The sequence below is a fragment of the Pseudoalteromonas sp. S1612 genome (assembly GCF_005887175.1).
In the GTDB taxonomy this organism is placed as follows: Bacteria; Pseudomonadota; Gammaproteobacteria; order Enterobacterales; family Alteromonadaceae; genus Pseudoalteromonas; species Pseudoalteromonas undina.
In genome coordinates, this window is sequence record NZ_PNDH01000010.1 from 1 (window position 1) to 15,745 (window position 15,745).

The window sequence follows — 15,745 nt, forward strand, 5'->3', positions numbered from 1 at the left end:
CAACTGAGCTAGTGCCGCATTTTCAAAATAGTCAGTAATTTGTCCGTTGGTGCGCGACAGGTCGCGTCCTACATTCTGGCAACTGAGCTAGTGCCGCATTCAAAAAGTCAAAGCCCAAACACACTAACCCCGCGGGGGTTATCGTCTTGAGCGGGGCAGGATTCTACAATAATTAGGGGGCTTTGCAAGTATTTTTTATAAATTAAAAAACTTTTCTCGGTAAACCTTTAATTCCATAATCGAATCTTTAATGTCGTCTAACGCTAAATGCGACCCTTTTTTATTCACTTGAGCCAACACATCTGGTTTCCAACGACGAGCAAGTTCTTTAATGGTACTGACATCTAAATTACGGTAATGAAAAAAGTCTTCAAGCTCGCGCATATACTTATTCATAAAGCGACGGTCTTGGCCTATCGAGTTACCACACATAGGTGAAGCACCCGCTGGCACCCATTGCTTTAAAAACGCGAGAGTTTGTTCCACGGCATAAGCTTCATTAAACGTGCTTGCCTTACAGCGTGCCGTTAATCCAGATTTGCCATGCTGAGTTGTACACCACTCATCCATGCCATCCAGTAGTTCATCACTTTGATGAATGGCAATCGTTGGCCCTTCGGCTAATATATTCAGATCAGCGTCAGTGACAACAGTTGCAATTTCAAGTATTTTGTCAGTCTCTGGTTCAAGTCCGGTCATTTCCAGATCGAGCCAAATTAAATTTGATTTATTAATAGTCATAATTACCTTAAACGGTGCTTTTCTTTAGATCCAACGCATTTCGATATATCATATTAGCATCAACCGTCGAGCTAAAGCTTTTTTTGGCAAACTCGGCATTTAACTCAGGTTATAGGCCTCAAGTGGCAAAACAGAAAAAATTAAGTAAAGGCCAATCCCGTAGGATCAAGGCCAATCATCAAAAGCGTTTATCGAATGCCGATAAAAAACCGGCAAAAGTCGGCGCGCAAGAGTGGCAAGCAGATAATTTAGGTCAAGTGGAAAATGCGATTGTTATTAGCCGCTTTGGGCAACATGCCGACGTAGAAACCCAAAATGGCGATGTTCTTCGCTGTAATATTCGCCGTACCGTATCAAATTTAGTATGTGGCGATGAGGTATTATTTCGTCGTGCAAAAGTAAGTGAAGGCGATTTAGCAGGTGTTATTGAAGCAACTCAAGAACGTCGTTCACAGTTAACGCGCCCTGATTTTTACGACGGTGTAAAAGTTATTGCCGCGAATATAGACCAAATTTTAATGGTATCAGCAGTATTGCCTGAGTTTACGCCAAGCATTATCGACCGCTATTTAATTGCCTGCGAAGACATGGGCATTGAGCCGATTTTAGTGCTTAATAAAATTGATTTAATTGATGAAGCTGGCTTAAACGACATACAACAAATACTCGATATTTACCGTAAACTTAATTACCAGGTGCTGCTAGTTAGTAATATAACCGGCGAAGGCATTAATGAATTAAAAGAAGTACTTGTAGGAAAAAACAATATTTTTGTTGGCCAAAGTGGTGTGGGTAAATCTACCTTAGTTAACACAGTGCTGCCGGATGCTGAAATTTTGACTAAAGAAGTGTCTGAAAACAGCGGTCTAGGCCAGCACACCACCACAGTATCGCGTCTGCATCATTTACCAAGTGGCGGTAACTTAATTGACTCTCCGGGTATTCGTGAGTTTGGTTTATGGCATTTAGATGTTGAACGAGTCACTTGGTGCTTTAAAGAATTTAGAGAGTTTATAGGTGGGTGCCGTTTTAGAGACTGTAAACACTTAAACGATCCAGGCTGTATAATTCAGCAAGCAGTCGCTGATGGCGATATCTCAAAGTTACGTTTTGAAAGCTATCATCGTATTTTAGAAACCATGGCCGATGGCCGTGCCGGCGCGCGTGCGCCTCGCGTATAATTAGGGAAAAACCTGTGAGTTTAGATAAATTTAAAATCGCCATGCAATATGCTATGCCAAAGCACTTTATTTCTCGTGTAGTAGGTAAGCTTGCAGCTGCAAAAGCGGGCGCATTAACAACAACATTAATTAAATTATTCATTAAACAATACAAAATAAATATGAGTGAGGCTAAATATTCTGATCCAGCTCATTATAAAACTTTTAATGAATTTTTTACCCGTCCGTTAAAAGACGGTGCTCGTCCTATGGTTGAAGATGAGGATATTATTATTCACCCTGTTGACGGCGCAATCAGCCAGCTTGGCGATATTGTTGACGGCCAACTAATCCAAGCTAAAGGTCATGATTACAGCTTACAAGCGTTGCTAGGTGGCTCACAAGACGACACAACACCGTTTTTAGGCGGTAAATTTGCAACTATTTACTTGGCGCCAAAAGACTACCACCGTATTCATATGCCAATTGATGGCACGTTAAGCAAAATGATTTACGTACCGGGCGATTTATTTTCGGTAAATCCACTTACCGCGCAAAACGTACCGAATTTATTTGCCCGTAACGAGCGTGTAGTAGCAATTTTTGAAACTGAAATTGGCCCGCTTGCTATGGTCCTTGTAGGCGCAACAATTGTTGCTAGCATAGAAACTATTTGGGCTGGCACAGTCACTCCACCAGCTGGCAGCGATGTGTTTAGCTGGAACTACCCAACTAAAGGCGAAAACGCGATCACCCTTAAGAAAGGGGAAGAAATGGGCCGCTTTAAATTAGGCTCAACAGTTGTGCTTGCATGGGGTGCAGATAAAGCCGATATTTTTGATGATCAACGCCCTGAAACGGTAACTCGTTTAGGCACTGCGTTTGCAAAAATTGATGATTAATAAATAGTACCAGTTGTCAGATCGAAATTAAAAAGCACCGCGTTTATTGTATTGAACGCGGTGTTTTTTTGTAGACGAAGAGCTTGCTCAGGTTAAAAGCGAAGCTGTTCTTTACTCACACTTGCGCACTCTCTACACGCTAAATTTTTAGCCATCTTAAAATGCTGTTGCTTTAAGCTTAATGCGTCAAAGGTTATAAACATACTCCCACCACAATGACCTAACAACATATTAAGAGTTAGCTGTGCCTGCATAGAGCCAATTACACCAAGTAAGGGACTAATAACGCCCGCATTGTCGCAATTAACAACAGGGTTAGCATCATTTTGTGGGAATACGCAGCCATAGCAAGGGCTATCTGTTTGCCTAAAGTCAAAGCCCATTAATTGCCCTTGGGTTGCTAGCGCTGCTGCAGAAATTAGTGGTGTTTTGTTGTTTACGCAAAAACGATTGACGGTGTAACGAGTCGCAAAGTTATCAGAGCAATCAAGTACGATATCGGCGTTACTGAATAGTGCATCACTGTTAGCATCGCTCAACTTTTGCGAGTGAGTCACTATGTTTATTTGATTGTTAAGGCTCGCAAGCACCTTCCCTGCTGCATTTACTTTTTGCTGCCCTAAGTGATTCACTTTATACAGTATTTGCCGCTGTAAATTAGAGAGTTCAACGGTATCGTCATCAATTAATATTAGTGTGCCAATACCAGCAGCTGCTAAATAAAGTAGCGCAGGACTTCCTAGTCCACCTGCACCTACCACAGCAACGGTTGCCGCTTTAAGTGTTAACTGCCCCTCAAGCCCCACCTCTTTTAATAATAAGTGGCGGCTATAACGTAGAGTTTCTTTGTCGCTGAGCTGCTGCGTTTGCATGTTAGCAGGCATTCTCATTTATCACCGATTTTAAGGTATTGATTGCCTCTACATAATCATCAGCCTCGGTAATAGCACGTACCACGGCTACACTGCCCACGCCAGTTTTAGCAACCTCTTGCGCCCTATTTAAATCAATTCCACCAATAGCCACAGTAGGATAACTTTGCATTAATGGCACAAATCGAGTTAGCTTTTCAAGCCCTTGAATTTGCCCTGCCATGTCTTTGGTGGTGGTAGGGTAAATCGCGCCAAAGGCCATGTAGCTTGGGCGGTAATTATGCGCCCGAAGCATTTCATAAAAGCCATGGGTAGAAAGCCCAAGTCGCAGGCCTGCTTCTTTTATAGCCGCTAAATTTGCGCTCTCTAAGTCTTCTTGTCCTAAATGCACACCATAGGCGCCATGTTTAATTGCCAGCTGCCAGTAATCGTTAATAAACACATGCGCACTGTATTGCTGACCCAAAGCGACCGCGCTTGCGACTAATTGTTCCAGCTCATCTTCGCTTTTATTTTTAACTCTTAACTGCGCTGTTTTAATACCATTTTGTAAGCATTTTTCTAACCACTCTACACTATCGACTACCGCATAAGCGCCAAGCGCTTTGCTTTCACACGCAGCAAAGTCAGCTGCCATATTAAAATCAAGCGGTACATCAAAATCTAGTTCATCACCCAACCAACTACCCGCTTCAATCACTTGAGGGTAATGCGCTAGGTCAGTCGGAAACGACGTTTGTGCAACCGGCCCTATCCCCTCGCCATAGCGAACTGATTGCTTTAAACCTTGGTTTATATAGGCTTTAGCTAAAATAAACGCATCTTTTAACGGATAGTCCTTTGCAAGGCATGCAGCAATAACAGACGCCATACTACAGCCAGTGCCATGATTGTGCGGAACCTGAATTTTTTCATTACCCAACCAGTACTGTTCACTACCTTGTGAGCAGTAATCAATACAGTAACCACTTGGGTAATCCCAATGCCCGCCTTTTATAACCACCGCTTTGGCACCCCATGCCATTAGTTTGCTTGCTGCTTCTTTAATTGCTGCGGGGCCAATTAAATACACACCTGTTAATAACTGTGTTTCATGGGTATTAGGGGTAATTACATCCACCAGCGGTAATAGGCATTCTTTAATCGCGCTTACAGTGTCTTCTTCTGTGAGTAAATCGCCGCTTGAAGCAATAGCCACAGGATCGTACACAATCACCGGCGGGGTTGGCCACTTCGCTTTGTAATGGCTAATATGCTCACTGATCAATTGAATTTGCTGCACGTTAGCTAACATACCAATTTTAATTACTTTGGCTTTCATGTCTTTTTCGAGTGCCAATAACTGCGACTCAATCACATCAGTAGAGACGGCATTAATCGCCTCAACACCTAAACTGTTTTGTGCTGTTAGTGCGGTAATCGCAGTACAACCGTGCACACCAAAGCTTTGCATTGCTTTAATATCAGCTTGAATACCTGCGCCACCGCCGGAGTCTGAGCCCGCAATCGTCCATACTACATTGTTCATAATGACCTACTTCCTAATTTTTTACGTTTGATGCCAAAATGGCATACCCATTGTGGGGGTTGATGGGGCCGCAACGTCTTTTTCTGGCATTGCTTTGGCGTTATAAGCAAAGCGCCCTGCTTCAACCGCTGCTTTAAATGCACGTCCCATGGTAATAGGGCAACCTGCGCCCGCTATGGCTGAATTTAATAATACCGCATCATACCCTAATTCTAAGGCTTGGCAGGCATGCGATGGTAAACCTAACCCAGCATCAACAATTAATGTGCTGTTAGGTAAACGCTCCCGTATCGCCTTTAAGTTATAACTATTTAATAATCCCTTACCGGTACCAATTGGCGCGCCCCATGGCATTAGCACCTCGCAGCCTAATTCATCTAAACGTTGGCAAAGCACTAAGTCATCGGTACAGTAAGGCAGTACTTTAAACCCATCTTTAATTAAAATCTCAGTGGCTTCAAGCAGAGCAAAAGGATCTGGCTGTAAGTTATAGTCATCGCCAATTAATTCCAGCTTTATCCAATCGGTAGCAAATACTTCTCGACACATTTTAGCTAAATTAATGGCCTCTTTAACACTGTGGCATCCTGCTGTGTTAGGTAAAACTTTGAGCCCTGTATTCTTTATAAGTTGCCAAAAATCATCTCCTGCAGCTGCGCTTTGCTGGCGACGTAAAGACACAGTAACAATATCCGCTCCTGAAGCATTAATTGCTTTAGTCATCGTCGCGGGAGATGGGTAAAGCGCAGAGCCAATCAGTAATCTACTTGAAAATTGCTCGCCATAAATAGTGATATTATCGGGAGGTAACATAATGGTTACCCTCCTTGAATCGGAGATAACACATCAATGCAATCACCATCATTAAGTGTGTAGTTAGCATGTTGCTCTTGAGGTATAAACTGGCCATTAATGGCTACTGCAAACGGTGCTTTAGCACCATACTCAATTAAACACTGTTTTAGTTCGCTACTTGTTAGGGTGAGCGCTTTACCATTAATTATTATATCCATCATTCCTCACTCTATTCTGGCAACAGCATCAGCAACTAAACTCGGCGCGAGCATGTAGCCATGGCGGTATAATCCATTAATACTAATTACCTGCCCCAGTTGTGTAACTTGTGGGCAGTTATCGCTAAACGCAGGGCGAAGCCCGGTTTGAATATTTAACAGTCGAGCCTCGGCAAAACCGCTGTGCACTGTATAAGCGGCTGAAAGTAACTCCAACGTTGAACGCACCGTTGCTGCCCCATTATCTTGAGACTCAATTTCGGTGGCACCAATCACATATTCATGATTCGGCTTAGGTACTATATAAATAGGATAACGCGGATGCATTAACCTCACTGGCCGAGATAAATTAACCTCGGGTGCATAGAGTCTTGCCACTTCCCCGCGCACGCCTCGAAGGGGCTGTTCTTGTTTGGCTCCAAGCCCTCTGCAATCAATAATGTAATCAAACTCTCGATTATTCACTTTGTTATCAAAGATGCTGGCGCGCTGATTAAATACAAACTTTACTTTGCGCTTATTTAGCAACCTAAAGCTGGCTTTGTAAAAGGCTTGGTTATCTATCTGCGCTTCACCGGGCAAAAATAGGCCTTGGCTAAATCGACCAGCCAGTTCAGGTTCTAGTTGCTCAATTTGCTGTGCATTAATTGCTTGAGCACTAAAATTTAGTAACGGCTTGATTCGCTGTGCAAAGCTTTGTAAGTCGCCTTTATCCTGCGGATGAGCAACCACTAGGGTACCTTGCTGTTGAAAAAACACCTCGCTATTTAGTTGTTCTAAAATAGCAGGCCATCGAGTAATAGAATCCACTCCCATTAAAGCCAATTCACGTTCGCACATAACAGACTCAGCTAGGGGGGCTAGCATCGCTGCTGCCACTTTACCGGCACTGTTCTGAGTATGTTCATCATCGGCTTCAAATACGGTAACACGATGTTGCTTACTTAACTCAAGCGCGGCCAACCGCCCTGCTAAACCAAAGCCCACCACAGCAATGTTATAAAACATAAACACTCCTAAATGTAGCTCATAGCCACCAGCTTTCAGCTGTCAGTAAAGCAACTCTTGCCTCTACGCTGCTTACTTTATCGCTGATAGCTGACAGCTAATAACTGAAAGCTGTGCTACAGCGCTTTATGGTAAATCTCTGAGCCTGTTTGCTTAAACTCTTCAGATTTGGCTTTCATCTCGGCCTCAACATCAACCATTTTGATTTCAATGGCATCACCCACATTATTAGGATCAATACCGCGCGCTTCTAGATCTTTGGCGTAGTCGCGTACTTCTTGGGTTATTTTCATGGAACAAAATTTAGGGCCACACATAGAACAAAAATGCGCAACTTTGCCTGATTCTTGCGGCAGTGTTTCATCATGATATTCACGGGCGCGAACAGGGTCTAAACCAATATTAAACTGGTCATGCCATCTAAATTCAAAGCGCGCTTTTGATAGCGCGTTATCTCGCTCTTGTGCACCTGGGTGACCTTTCGCTAAATCGGCGGCATGAGCGGCAATTTTGTAGGTAATAAGGCCTTCTTTAACGTCTTCTTTATTTGGCAAACCTAAATGCTCTTTAGGTGTTACGTAACACAACATAGCACAGCCATACCAAGCAATCTGCGCTGCACCAATACCCGAGGTAATATGATCATACCCAGGAGCAATATCTGTGGTCAGTGGGCCTAAGGTATAAAATGGCGCTTCATCGCAATGTTTAAGTTGCTCATCCATATTGGCTTTGATCATATGCATAGGCACATGTCCAGGGCCTTCTATGAACACTTGTACATCATGCTTCCAAGCTATTTTAGTCAGTTCCCCTAAGGTACGCAGCTCACTAAATTGCGCTTCATCGTTCGCATCGGCAATAGAACCCGGACGTAAACCGTCCCCTAGTGAAAAACACACATCGTATTGTTTTAAAATTTCACAAATATCTTCAAAGTGAGTGTATAAGAAGTTTTCTTTATGGTGCGCTAAACACCATTTAGCCATAATTGAGCCACCACGTGACACAATACCGGTTACACGTTTTGCTGTCATTGGCACATAACGTAGCAGCACACCAGCATGAATGGTAAAGTAATCAACGCCTTGCTCTGCTTGTTCAATTAGGGTGTCGCGAAATATTTCCCAAGTTAGGTCTTCTGCTACGCCATTTACTTTTTCAAGTGCTTGGTAAATTGGAACAGTACCGATAGGTACTGGTGAATTACGTACCAGCCATTCACGGGTTTCGTGAATGTAACGTCCTGTTGATAAATCCATTACGGTGTCAGCACCCCAGCGGGTTGACCACACCATTTTTTCAACTTCTTCTTCGATAGATGAGCCCACTGATGAATTACCTATATTGGCGTTAACTTTAACTAAAAAGTTACGACCAACAATCATAGGCTCGGTTTCTGGGTGATTAATATTGTTAGGCAAAATAGCGCGTCCACGAGCAATTTCATCGCGAACAAATTCAGGAGTAATAAACTCAGGGATACTCGCGCCAAACGACTCCCCTTTATGCTGCGCAGCTAATAACTCTTCACGTATTTGCGCACGCCCCATGTTTTCACGTATCGCTACATATTCCATTTCTGGGGTGACTATCCCTTGGCGAGCATAATGCATTTGGGTGACATTTTTACCCGCTTTTGCACGGCGTATTTTTGGAAGGTGTTCAAAGCGAATATGATCTAGCCCATCATCAGCCATACGCTGCTGTGCAAACTGTGAGGTTACCGACTCGAGTACTTCGGTATCATTACGGCTCTCAATCCATTGTTCACGGTATTTATTAAGTCCCTTGCGCACATCCAATTTAAATTCAGGATCGGTATACGGGCCTGATGTATCGTAAACACGCAGTGGTGCATTTGACTCATACACTGGGTTTTGTTCATCACCACCAATAAAAGTATCGCTCAATGTGATTTCACGCATACCCACACGTACGCCTTGCTGGCTACCTGCAACGTATACTTTATGGGAACTTGGGAATGGTTGCCCTGTAAGGTTATAAATATAATCTGATGCGGCCGCACGAGTTTCACGGCGAGTAGCTTTATTTGTTGTATTTGACATGACTTACCTCATTGCTAAAGGGTTGTCTTGTCAGATATTCCGCTGAGGAATAGAGAAAGATCGTAAAGTAGCTTTATGCGACTTTGCGGCCTAAGACGGATGTTGCTTTTTTGTGCGCATAAAAAAAGACGCACAAGCGTCCTAGTTAGGCAGCTTGTTCCCTACGCAGGTATTAACCTGATCAGGTTCACGGATCCCGCTTTCGCGATCTCAGCCTAAATAAAACTTAGGCACTCCGACAAGTATTTGAATTTTTCGTTGATTTGATAATGTTTTGATCAAATCTGCGATGAGTGTACGTCAGTTGAAAATTCCCTGCAAGGGGCTGTTTTTCAAAACTCAAAAATTATTTTGGGATAAACACAAATTTTTGTTCAGCTTGCATTACCAATGTTTGGTCTTGCATGTTAAGCACTGCACCTTGCTGCAGAGCTTGTAAAAACTGTTGTTCAAACTCATCCAGTTCAGGGCCACATGATTTACGTGTCATACCTAATTTGCTTACGCTCAGGCTACTGTCTTCAAGTGAGCCTTCACCAAAAAACTTATTACATCCGGCAAAGCCGTTTATTTGTAGCGCTTCTATAAAACTCATTGATGCTTTAAAGGACGCGGGAATAGCCAAATCATCAACCTTTGATAATTGCCATTGTGTATATTTTAGCTGCTCAGTGGTAACTGTCCCTGTTGATGCGCAACCAACACATAAACCGATTACGAGCATCGGTATTGCTGCTAATTTCATGTTACTACTAACTTATTGTCTAATTAATGTAATAGTATCAATATTTGTCAGGTTTATCCGTTAAAAATGCATATTTTAAATGTAAATTTTTGTTTAAAAGTTACGCTATTTAGCACTATGCAACGGCGTGGAATAAGTTATCTATCTGTGGTGGTAAAAATGGACGACCTTTCTCATTAACCGATGTACCAATAACTAAGGCATTGAGCATCACTTTTTCATCTAGTTTGCGCACTACCGTTTGTTTAAATGCAAACTTAAGACGACTAATACGCACAGGCTCTACCGCCACATAAAACTCATCCCCAGGCAATAGGGAATGTTTGTAATCCATTTCACTGCGTATCACCACTAAGTTAATTTTATCTTTCGCAAGTTGTGCAAAATCAACGCCGTGTGCGTATAGAAACTCGTGGCGAGCGTGCTCAAGATAATTAAAATAAACACTGTTATTCACAATACCTTGTAAGTCACATTCGTAGTCGCGTACCTTAAAGTCTACTTTAAAGGTCATATTAGTAATCCCAATTATTTAACGTATAATTGCCGCGTTTATAGCACAAGTGTTGAAATAATTGCTACCATACAAGTCCCTAAAATGGAGTTAAGTAACCTAATGAACTTACGTTTGTCTTTAATTACAGCCACGTTATTACCCCTGCTCGCAGCACCTATATATGCTAACGCAGATGACACCGAACTAGAGAAAATCATTGTTACCGGTGACTTTCAGCAAGAAAGCATTCAAACATTAAGCGCCAGTGCCAGCTTATTTTCTGAAAATGAAATGAATCAACGTGGGGCAACGTATTTAGACGAAATGTTAGCCAGTGCAGCCAATGTAAACTTTGCTGCTGGTGCGTCTCGCGGTCGTTATATTCAAATTCGCGGTGTCGGTTTACGCTCGCAGTTTGTTGATCCGATAAATCCATCTGTGGGCTTAGTAATTGACGGTATTAATTATTCAGGCTTAGGTGGTAGTTCATTATTATTTGATATTGACCAAGTAGAAATTTATCGCGGTCCTCAAGGTACACGTTTTGGTGCAGATGGCATGGCGGGCATGATCCAAATGCAATCAGCTAGTGCAACCAGCGATCCTAGCTTAAAATTACATTTAGGCGCTGGCACTTATAACAGCCACGAAGCAGGCCTTGCTGCTAGTACCGGTTTAACAGATGACACCAGTGCCCGCGTTAGCTACTTTCGCAGAAAGTCTGACGGCTACGTAGACAACCTTTATTTAGATAAACCCACTCAAGATCAAGATGAGCAAGTTGCACGCTTTAAATTAAACAGCCAACTCACAGCTCATTTAAATTCAGAACTTAACCTGCATTATATTGATATTAATAACGGCTACGATGCATTTACTCTTGATAATTCTCGCAACAGCCTTGCTGATCAACCAGGCGAAGATAATCAACAAAGTTATGCTATTGGCCTGAATAATACTTACACTGGTTTTGATGCCTTTGATGTCAACTTAAACCTTTCAGCCATTGATACAGAACTTTTTTATAGCTTTGATGAAGACTGGGTGTGTAACGATACTAATAAGCCGCAATTATGTGCCGCCGGTTTACATCCTGATGGTTATAGTTCAACAGATATTTATAGCCGCGATCGTGATGATCAAGCGCTCGATCTGCAATTTACTGGTAAAGCAGGTAACTGGGTTGCGGGTATTTACTATCAAAACCGTGATGTGGATTTAGAGCGTCAATATACGTGGTTAGCCAACCCATTTGCTTCAACCTATGAAACTAATAACATTGCAGCTTATGGCCAATTAGCCACAGCAATTGGCCCAAAAACTACGCTTATTACTGGTTTACGAGTTGAGCAATATCAAGGAGATTACACCGATAGTAACGGTTTTATTGAAGAAACTGACGATATTATGCTCGGTGGTAAAATTGCACTTGAATACCAAGTTATTGACCGTACCATGATTTACACCAGTATCACCCGCGGTTACAAAGCTGGTGGTATTAATTCAGAAGCGCTAGCAAAAGCAAAAGATGAAGGTTTAAGCTTAGATGCTGATTTTTTCAAACAGCATACCAGCTTTGATCCAGAGTACTTGTGGAGTGGTGAGTTTGGCGTTAAAGGTTCATCGCTAGATGACAAGTTTACCCTGCGCTTAGCGGCGTTTTATATGCACCGCGATAATATTCAATTAAAGTCGTGGCAAGTATCAGATCAACAATTTACCGGTTATGTCGCCAATGCCAGCTCTGGCAGCAACTACGGTCTTGAAATTGAAGGCAGCTACTTACTTACTGATAATTTACTCATTAGCGGTAGTGCTGGCTATTTAGATACGAAAATAAACGACTTTGTCACTAAATCGGGCTTAAACCAAGATGGCCGCGAGCAAGCACAAGCGCCTAAATATCAATACGCATTTAGTGCACGCTACAATGTTACTGATGAGCTATATGCAATGTTAGGCGTTGAAGGCAAAGACGATTATTACTTCTCAGACAGCCATAATGCACAAGCTCCAAATACAAACTTAGTAAATGCGAGCCTTGGTTACGAAGCAGAAAACTGGGCTGTTCGTGCATGGGCACGTAATGTGTTTGATGAAACCGTTCCAACTCGCGGTTTTGAATTTGGTAACAACCCGTTAGATGGTTATACAAGTCAAACTTACATTCAACTAGGTGAGCCACGTGTGGCCGGCGTTACGTTTACGCTTAATCTGTAATACAGCGAACCAGTTGTCAGTTAGAGATAAAAAAACACCGCGTTTAGTGCAAACGCGGTGTTTTTTTATCTGATAGCTGACCGCTAAAAGCTATTAGCTGCTTCAAGCTCTTGCCACATCAAACGCAATCACTTCTTTTATTTTTTGTTTATTGGTTGCTTGCATGACGAGCCTATCAATCCCCAATGCAACCCCCGCACATTGCTCTAAACCATGTTCCAATGCCGCAATTAAACGCGTATCCATAGGAACTTGCTTTAAACCGTTAGCAGCACGATAGGCGTTATCTTCGTTAAACCTTTTTGCTTGTTCTTTAGCATTAGTGAGCTCATTAAAGCCGTTAGCCAGTTCCATATTTTTATAATACAACTCAAAACGCCCTGCTACTCGCTCATCGTGTTCACAAATTTGTGCCAGTGCCGCTTGTGATGCCGGAAAGTGATACACAAAACATGGCTTATCTTGTCCTATTGTTGGCTCTACTTTCATACAAAATAATAATTGCAGCAAGGTATCTTTATGAGTCTCGTTTTTAGCAATATCAGCAAAGCCATGTTCGCATGCGAGTTGTTGTAACTGCGTGATAGAGGCAGTTAATGGATCGACCCCTAACGCGCGTTCAAATGCCTTTTGGTAGGTAACGCGCTCTGCAGGAGCAACCTCAAGAATGAGCTGCATTAGCTCATCTATTTCGTCCATTAAAGCAAATTCGTCAAACCCAGGCCGATACCATTCAAGCATAGTAAATTCAGGATTATGATGACTGCCCGCTTCTTCATTTCGAAATGCCTTACAAAGCTGAAAAATAGCGCCTGAGCCGGCCGCTAACAAGCGTTTCATCGCAAACTCTGGAGATGTTTGCAAAAACAGGGGTAGCCCACCAGCATGGCCTGGGCCCACAAATGTAGTATTAAAGCTGGCTAAATGCACATCGGTTACACTGGCAGCACTTAAACTCGGTGTTTCGACTTCCATTACATTACGCTCATAAAAGAATTCCCGAATGCTGCGCATAATTGCTGCGCGTTGCTTAAGTATTTCTATGCTGGCACTCGGCTTCCAAAGATCTGCTGACATATTTTCTCCAAAAAAAATCCCAGCTTAAGCCGGGATTTAATTAATAAGACGCGTTGCTGCTTACTTAACACGGCTCACGTATTCACCATTACGAGTGTCTACTTTAATCACTTCGCCAATTTGTACGAATAATGGAACACGTACTACAGCACCTGTGCTAAGCGTTGCTGGTTTACCACCCGTGCCCGCTGTATCACCTTTAAGGCCCGGATCAGTTTCAGTGATCTCAAGCTCAACAAAGTTTGGTGGAGTTACAGCAATTGGGCTGCCGTTCCATAATGTAATAGTACATACATCGTTTTCAACTAACCATTTTCCAGCATCGCCCAGTGCTTTTTCGTCAGCAGCGATTTGTTCAAATGTTTCATTGTTCATGAAATGCCAAAATTCACCGTCTGTATATAGGTACGCTAAATCGGTATCCATTACATCAGCACCTTCAACCGATTCACCCGATTTAAAGGTTTTTTCAAGTACCTTGCCAGAGATAAGCTTACGGATACGAACACGGTTAAACGCTTGGCCTTTACCCGGTTTTACCATTTCATTTTCTAAGATACTGCAAGGTTCGCCGTCCATCATAATTTTTAGGCCGCCCTTGAACTCGTTGGTGCTATAATTCGCCATCGTTTCCTCTATTTATATTTTTCGAGTAATCTACGTGCCAATGATACAAAGAAATGAAGCAAATTTGCATAAAAACTGGCAAAAAGAATTAGCAAATGTAGTTACCTGCCCAAAAGTGTTGTTAGAAATGGTTGGTTTATCGAGCCAAGTCCATGAAAACGACATAAAAGCTCGTAGCTTGTTTCCTGTTCGTGTGCCATTGCCTTTTATAAAAAAAATTCGTCATGGCGATGCAAATGATCCTTTATTGCTGCAAGTTATGCCTCGCCATCAAGAATTTTTAACTAAGTCGGGGTTTAATAAAGATCCGCTACTTGAGCAAGATAACAATCAACCAGGTCTGTTACATAAATATAAATCACGTGTTTTAGTCATGTTTAAAACTGGTTGTGCGGTAAATTGCCGCTACTGCTTTAGACGCCATTTTCCTTATCAAGAAAACCAGTTAAATAAACGCAGCCTTATTGATGCATTGAGCTATATACAAGCTGATAAAAATATTAACGAAGTGATTTTAAGTGGTGGCGATCCACTAATGGCCAAAGACGATGCTATAAGTTGGTTTTTAGATGAGCTTGAGCAAATACCACAAATAAAACGGATGCGCATACACAGCCGCTTACCTGTTGTTATCCCTGCACGCATTACTGAACAATTATGTGAAAGATTAGCAAAGTCACCACTAAAAATTATATTCGTGAACCATATTAACCATGCTAACGAAATAGATAATGACTTTAAAAACGCCATGAACATGCTAAAACAAGCCAATGTACTGTTATTAAATCAGGCGGTTATTTTAAAAGATGTTAACGATACAGTTGATGCGCAAATAAACTTAAGTGAAGCCTTGTTTGATACAGACGTAATGCCTTATTACTTACACTTACTGGATAAGGTAGAAGGCGCAAGTCATTTTGATATAGATGAGGCGCAGGCCATAAAAATAATGGCAGAGCTTTTAGAAGCCCTGCCAGGATTTTTAGTGCCTAAACTAGTAAGAGAAATAGGGGGCCAAAAAAGTAAAACCCCTATTGACCTCAAATTGGTTTAAACATAAACGTTTACATTATTCCCAAGTGTTGCAGTAACCGACTTAGCCGGTGTTTGCGCACTTGAGGATTGTGTAGCACCTTCAATAAGCGCAAGTGCAGCGGCGCCATCAGCTTGCTGTTGCTTTTTAGATAAAGCAGCAGTTAAAACCTCTGCGCCTTGGCCTGCACCAGGGATTGTAGGTAGATTTCCACCTGATATATTCATAACTCACACCTGACATTTAAATGTAAT

At 42.2% G+C, this 15,745-nt stretch carries 16 protein-coding genes and 1 riboswitch; of the genes, 4 read left to right on the top strand and 12 right to left on the bottom strand.

Annotated elements, in window-relative coordinates:
* Positions 1-195 precede the first annotated feature (195 nt).
* A complete protein-coding gene (orn, locus tag CWB78_RS04515; protein WP_008465098.1) occupies positions 196-741 on the bottom strand; it encodes an oligoribonuclease in 546 nt (181 codons plus the stop codon).
* 122 nt (positions 742-863) lie between these two features.
* Here orn and rsgA point away from each other — a divergent pair, with 122 nt between their 5' ends.
* Both rsgA and asd read left to right on the top strand, forming a co-directional pair.
* Positions 864-1,922, top strand: coding sequence for a small ribosomal subunit biogenesis GTPase RsgA (gene rsgA / locus CWB78_RS04520; RefSeq protein ID WP_138594410.1), 1,059 nt, complete (start codon positions 864-866; stop codon positions 1,920-1,922).
* 14 nt (positions 1,923-1,936) lie between these two features.
* Positions 1,937-2,803, top strand: a complete 867-nt coding sequence (gene asd, locus CWB78_RS04525; protein WP_171040302.1) for an archaetidylserine decarboxylase — start codon at positions 1,937-1,939, stop codon at positions 2,801-2,803.
* A gap of 92 nt (positions 2,804-2,895) precedes the next feature.
* Here asd and CWB78_RS04530 read toward each other — a convergent pair whose 3' ends face one another.
* The 8 genes from CWB78_RS04530 to CWB78_RS04565 form a co-directional block, all read right to left on the bottom strand.
* The gene (locus tag CWB78_RS04530) at positions 2,896-3,693 is read right to left on the bottom strand and encodes a HesA/MoeB/ThiF family protein (RefSeq protein ID WP_138569813.1); all 798 of its coding nucleotides are present in this window, start codon (positions 3,691-3,693) and stop codon (positions 2,896-2,898) included.
* A complete protein-coding gene (gene thiE, locus CWB78_RS04535; protein ID WP_055012232.1) occupies positions 3,677-5,203 on the bottom strand; it encodes a thiamine phosphate synthase in 1,527 nt (508 codons plus the stop codon). The genes CWB78_RS04530 and thiE overlap by 17 nt, the downstream gene beginning before the upstream one ends.
* Positions 5,204-5,224: 21 nt before the next feature.
* Positions 5,225-6,016, bottom strand: a complete 792-nt coding sequence (locus CWB78_RS04540) for a thiazole synthase (RefSeq protein ID WP_008115481.1) — start codon at positions 6,014-6,016, stop codon at positions 5,225-5,227.
* Between the two features lie 5 nt (positions 6,017-6,021).
* A complete protein-coding gene (thiS, locus tag CWB78_RS04545; protein ID WP_055012234.1) occupies positions 6,022-6,216 on the bottom strand; it encodes a sulfur carrier protein ThiS in 195 nt (64 codons plus the stop codon).
* Positions 6,217-6,222: 6 nt separating this feature from the next.
* Positions 6,223-7,224, bottom strand: coding sequence for an FAD-dependent oxidoreductase (locus CWB78_RS04550; protein WP_138594412.1), 1,002 nt, complete (start codon positions 7,222-7,224; stop codon positions 6,223-6,225).
* A gap of 116 nt (positions 7,225-7,340) precedes the next feature.
* Positions 7,341-9,293: a phosphomethylpyrimidine synthase ThiC gene (gene thiC / locus CWB78_RS04555; protein WP_008115478.1), complete on the bottom strand. Its 1,953-nt coding sequence runs from the start codon at positions 9,291-9,293 to the stop codon at positions 7,341-7,343.
* A 141-nt stretch (positions 9,294-9,434) separates the two neighbouring features.
* Positions 9,435-9,541: riboswitch (TPP riboswitch) on the bottom strand.
* 98 nt (positions 9,542-9,639) lie between these two features.
* Complete coding sequence (locus CWB78_RS04560; RefSeq protein ID WP_010390523.1) at positions 9,640-10,038, bottom strand: META domain-containing protein; 399 nt, start codon at positions 10,036-10,038, stop codon at positions 9,640-9,642.
* A 115-nt stretch (positions 10,039-10,153) separates the two neighbouring features.
* Entirely contained in the window at positions 10,154-10,552 is a 399-nt protein-coding gene (locus tag CWB78_RS04565; protein WP_138594414.1) for an acyl-CoA thioesterase, read from the bottom strand.
* Between the two features lie 102 nt (positions 10,553-10,654).
* On the opposite strand from CWB78_RS04565, the gene CWB78_RS04570 reads away from it, so the two are divergent.
* Positions 10,655-12,754: a TonB-dependent receptor gene (locus CWB78_RS04570; protein ID WP_109875426.1), complete on the top strand. Its 2,100-nt coding sequence runs from the start codon at positions 10,655-10,657 to the stop codon at positions 12,752-12,754.
* Between the two features lie 102 nt (positions 12,755-12,856).
* Here CWB78_RS04570 and epmA read toward each other — a convergent pair whose 3' ends face one another.
* Positions 12,857-13,831: an elongation factor P--(R)-beta-lysine ligase gene (gene epmA / locus CWB78_RS04575; protein ID WP_138594416.1), complete on the bottom strand. Its 975-nt coding sequence runs from the start codon at positions 13,829-13,831 to the stop codon at positions 12,857-12,859.
* A gap of 60 nt (positions 13,832-13,891) precedes the next feature.
* Positions 13,892-14,458, bottom strand: coding sequence for an elongation factor P (gene efp / locus CWB78_RS04580; RefSeq protein ID WP_010390517.1), 567 nt, complete (start codon positions 14,456-14,458; stop codon positions 13,892-13,894).
* A gap of 40 nt (positions 14,459-14,498) precedes the next feature.
* Between efp and epmB the strand changes: the two genes are divergently transcribed.
* Positions 14,499-15,512: an EF-P beta-lysylation protein EpmB gene (gene epmB / locus CWB78_RS04585; protein WP_010390516.1), complete on the top strand. Its 1,014-nt coding sequence runs from the start codon at positions 14,499-14,501 to the stop codon at positions 15,510-15,512.
* On the opposite strand, the gene CWB78_RS04590 is transcribed toward epmB, so the two are convergent.
* On the bottom strand, positions 15,509-15,718 hold the full coding sequence (locus CWB78_RS04590) for a hypothetical protein (RefSeq protein ID WP_008115467.1): 210 nt from the start codon (positions 15,716-15,718) through the stop codon (positions 15,509-15,511). The two genes, epmB and CWB78_RS04590, sit on opposite strands and share 4 nt — an antisense overlap.
* Positions 15,719-15,745 lie beyond the last annotated feature (27 nt).

Excerpts from the sequence above, each read along its gene's own strand:
- epmB (WP_010390516.1), top strand. The coding sequence starts at position 14,499 with ATGATACAAAGAAATGAAGCAAATTTGCATAAAAACTGGCAAAAAGAA.
- CWB78_RS04540 (WP_008115481.1), bottom strand. The coding sequence starts at position 6,016 with ATGTTACCTCCCGATAATATCACTATTTATGGCGAGCAATTTTCAAGT.
- CWB78_RS04565 (WP_138594414.1), bottom strand. The coding sequence starts at position 10,552 with ATGACCTTTAAAGTAGACTTTAAGGTACGCGACTACGAATGTGACTTA.
- orn (WP_008465098.1), bottom strand. The coding sequence starts at position 741 with ATGACTATTAATAAATCAAATTTAATTTGGCTCGATCTGGAAATGACC.
- epmA (WP_138594416.1), bottom strand. The coding sequence starts at position 13,831 with ATGTCAGCAGATCTTTGGAAGCCGAGTGCCAGCATAGAAATACTTAAG.
- thiS (WP_055012234.1), bottom strand. The coding sequence starts at position 6,216 with ATGGATATAATAATTAATGGTAAAGCGCTCACCCTAACAAGTAGCGAA.
- CWB78_RS04530 (WP_138569813.1), bottom strand. The coding sequence starts at position 3,693 with ATGAGAATGCCTGCTAACATGCAAACGCAGCAGCTCAGCGACAAAGAA.
- CWB78_RS04590 (WP_008115467.1), bottom strand. The coding sequence starts at position 15,718 with ATGAATATATCAGGTGGAAATCTACCTACAATCCCTGGTGCAGGCCAA.
- CWB78_RS04570 (WP_109875426.1), top strand. The coding sequence starts at position 10,655 with ATGAACTTACGTTTGTCTTTAATTACAGCCACGTTATTACCCCTGCTC.
- thiC (WP_008115478.1), bottom strand. The coding sequence starts at position 9,293 with ATGTCAAATACAACAAATAAAGCTACTCGCCGTGAAACTCGTGCGGCC.
- CWB78_RS04560 (WP_010390523.1), bottom strand. The coding sequence starts at position 10,038 with ATGAAATTAGCAGCAATACCGATGCTCGTAATCGGTTTATGTGTTGGT.
- efp (WP_010390517.1), bottom strand. The coding sequence starts at position 14,458 with ATGGCGAATTATAGCACCAACGAGTTCAAGGGCGGCCTAAAAATTATG.
- thiE (WP_055012232.1), bottom strand. The coding sequence starts at position 5,203 with ATGAACAATGTAGTATGGACGATTGCGGGCTCAGACTCCGGCGGTGGC.
- CWB78_RS04550 (WP_138594412.1), bottom strand. The coding sequence starts at position 7,224 with ATGTTTTATAACATTGCTGTGGTGGGCTTTGGTTTAGCAGGGCGGTTG.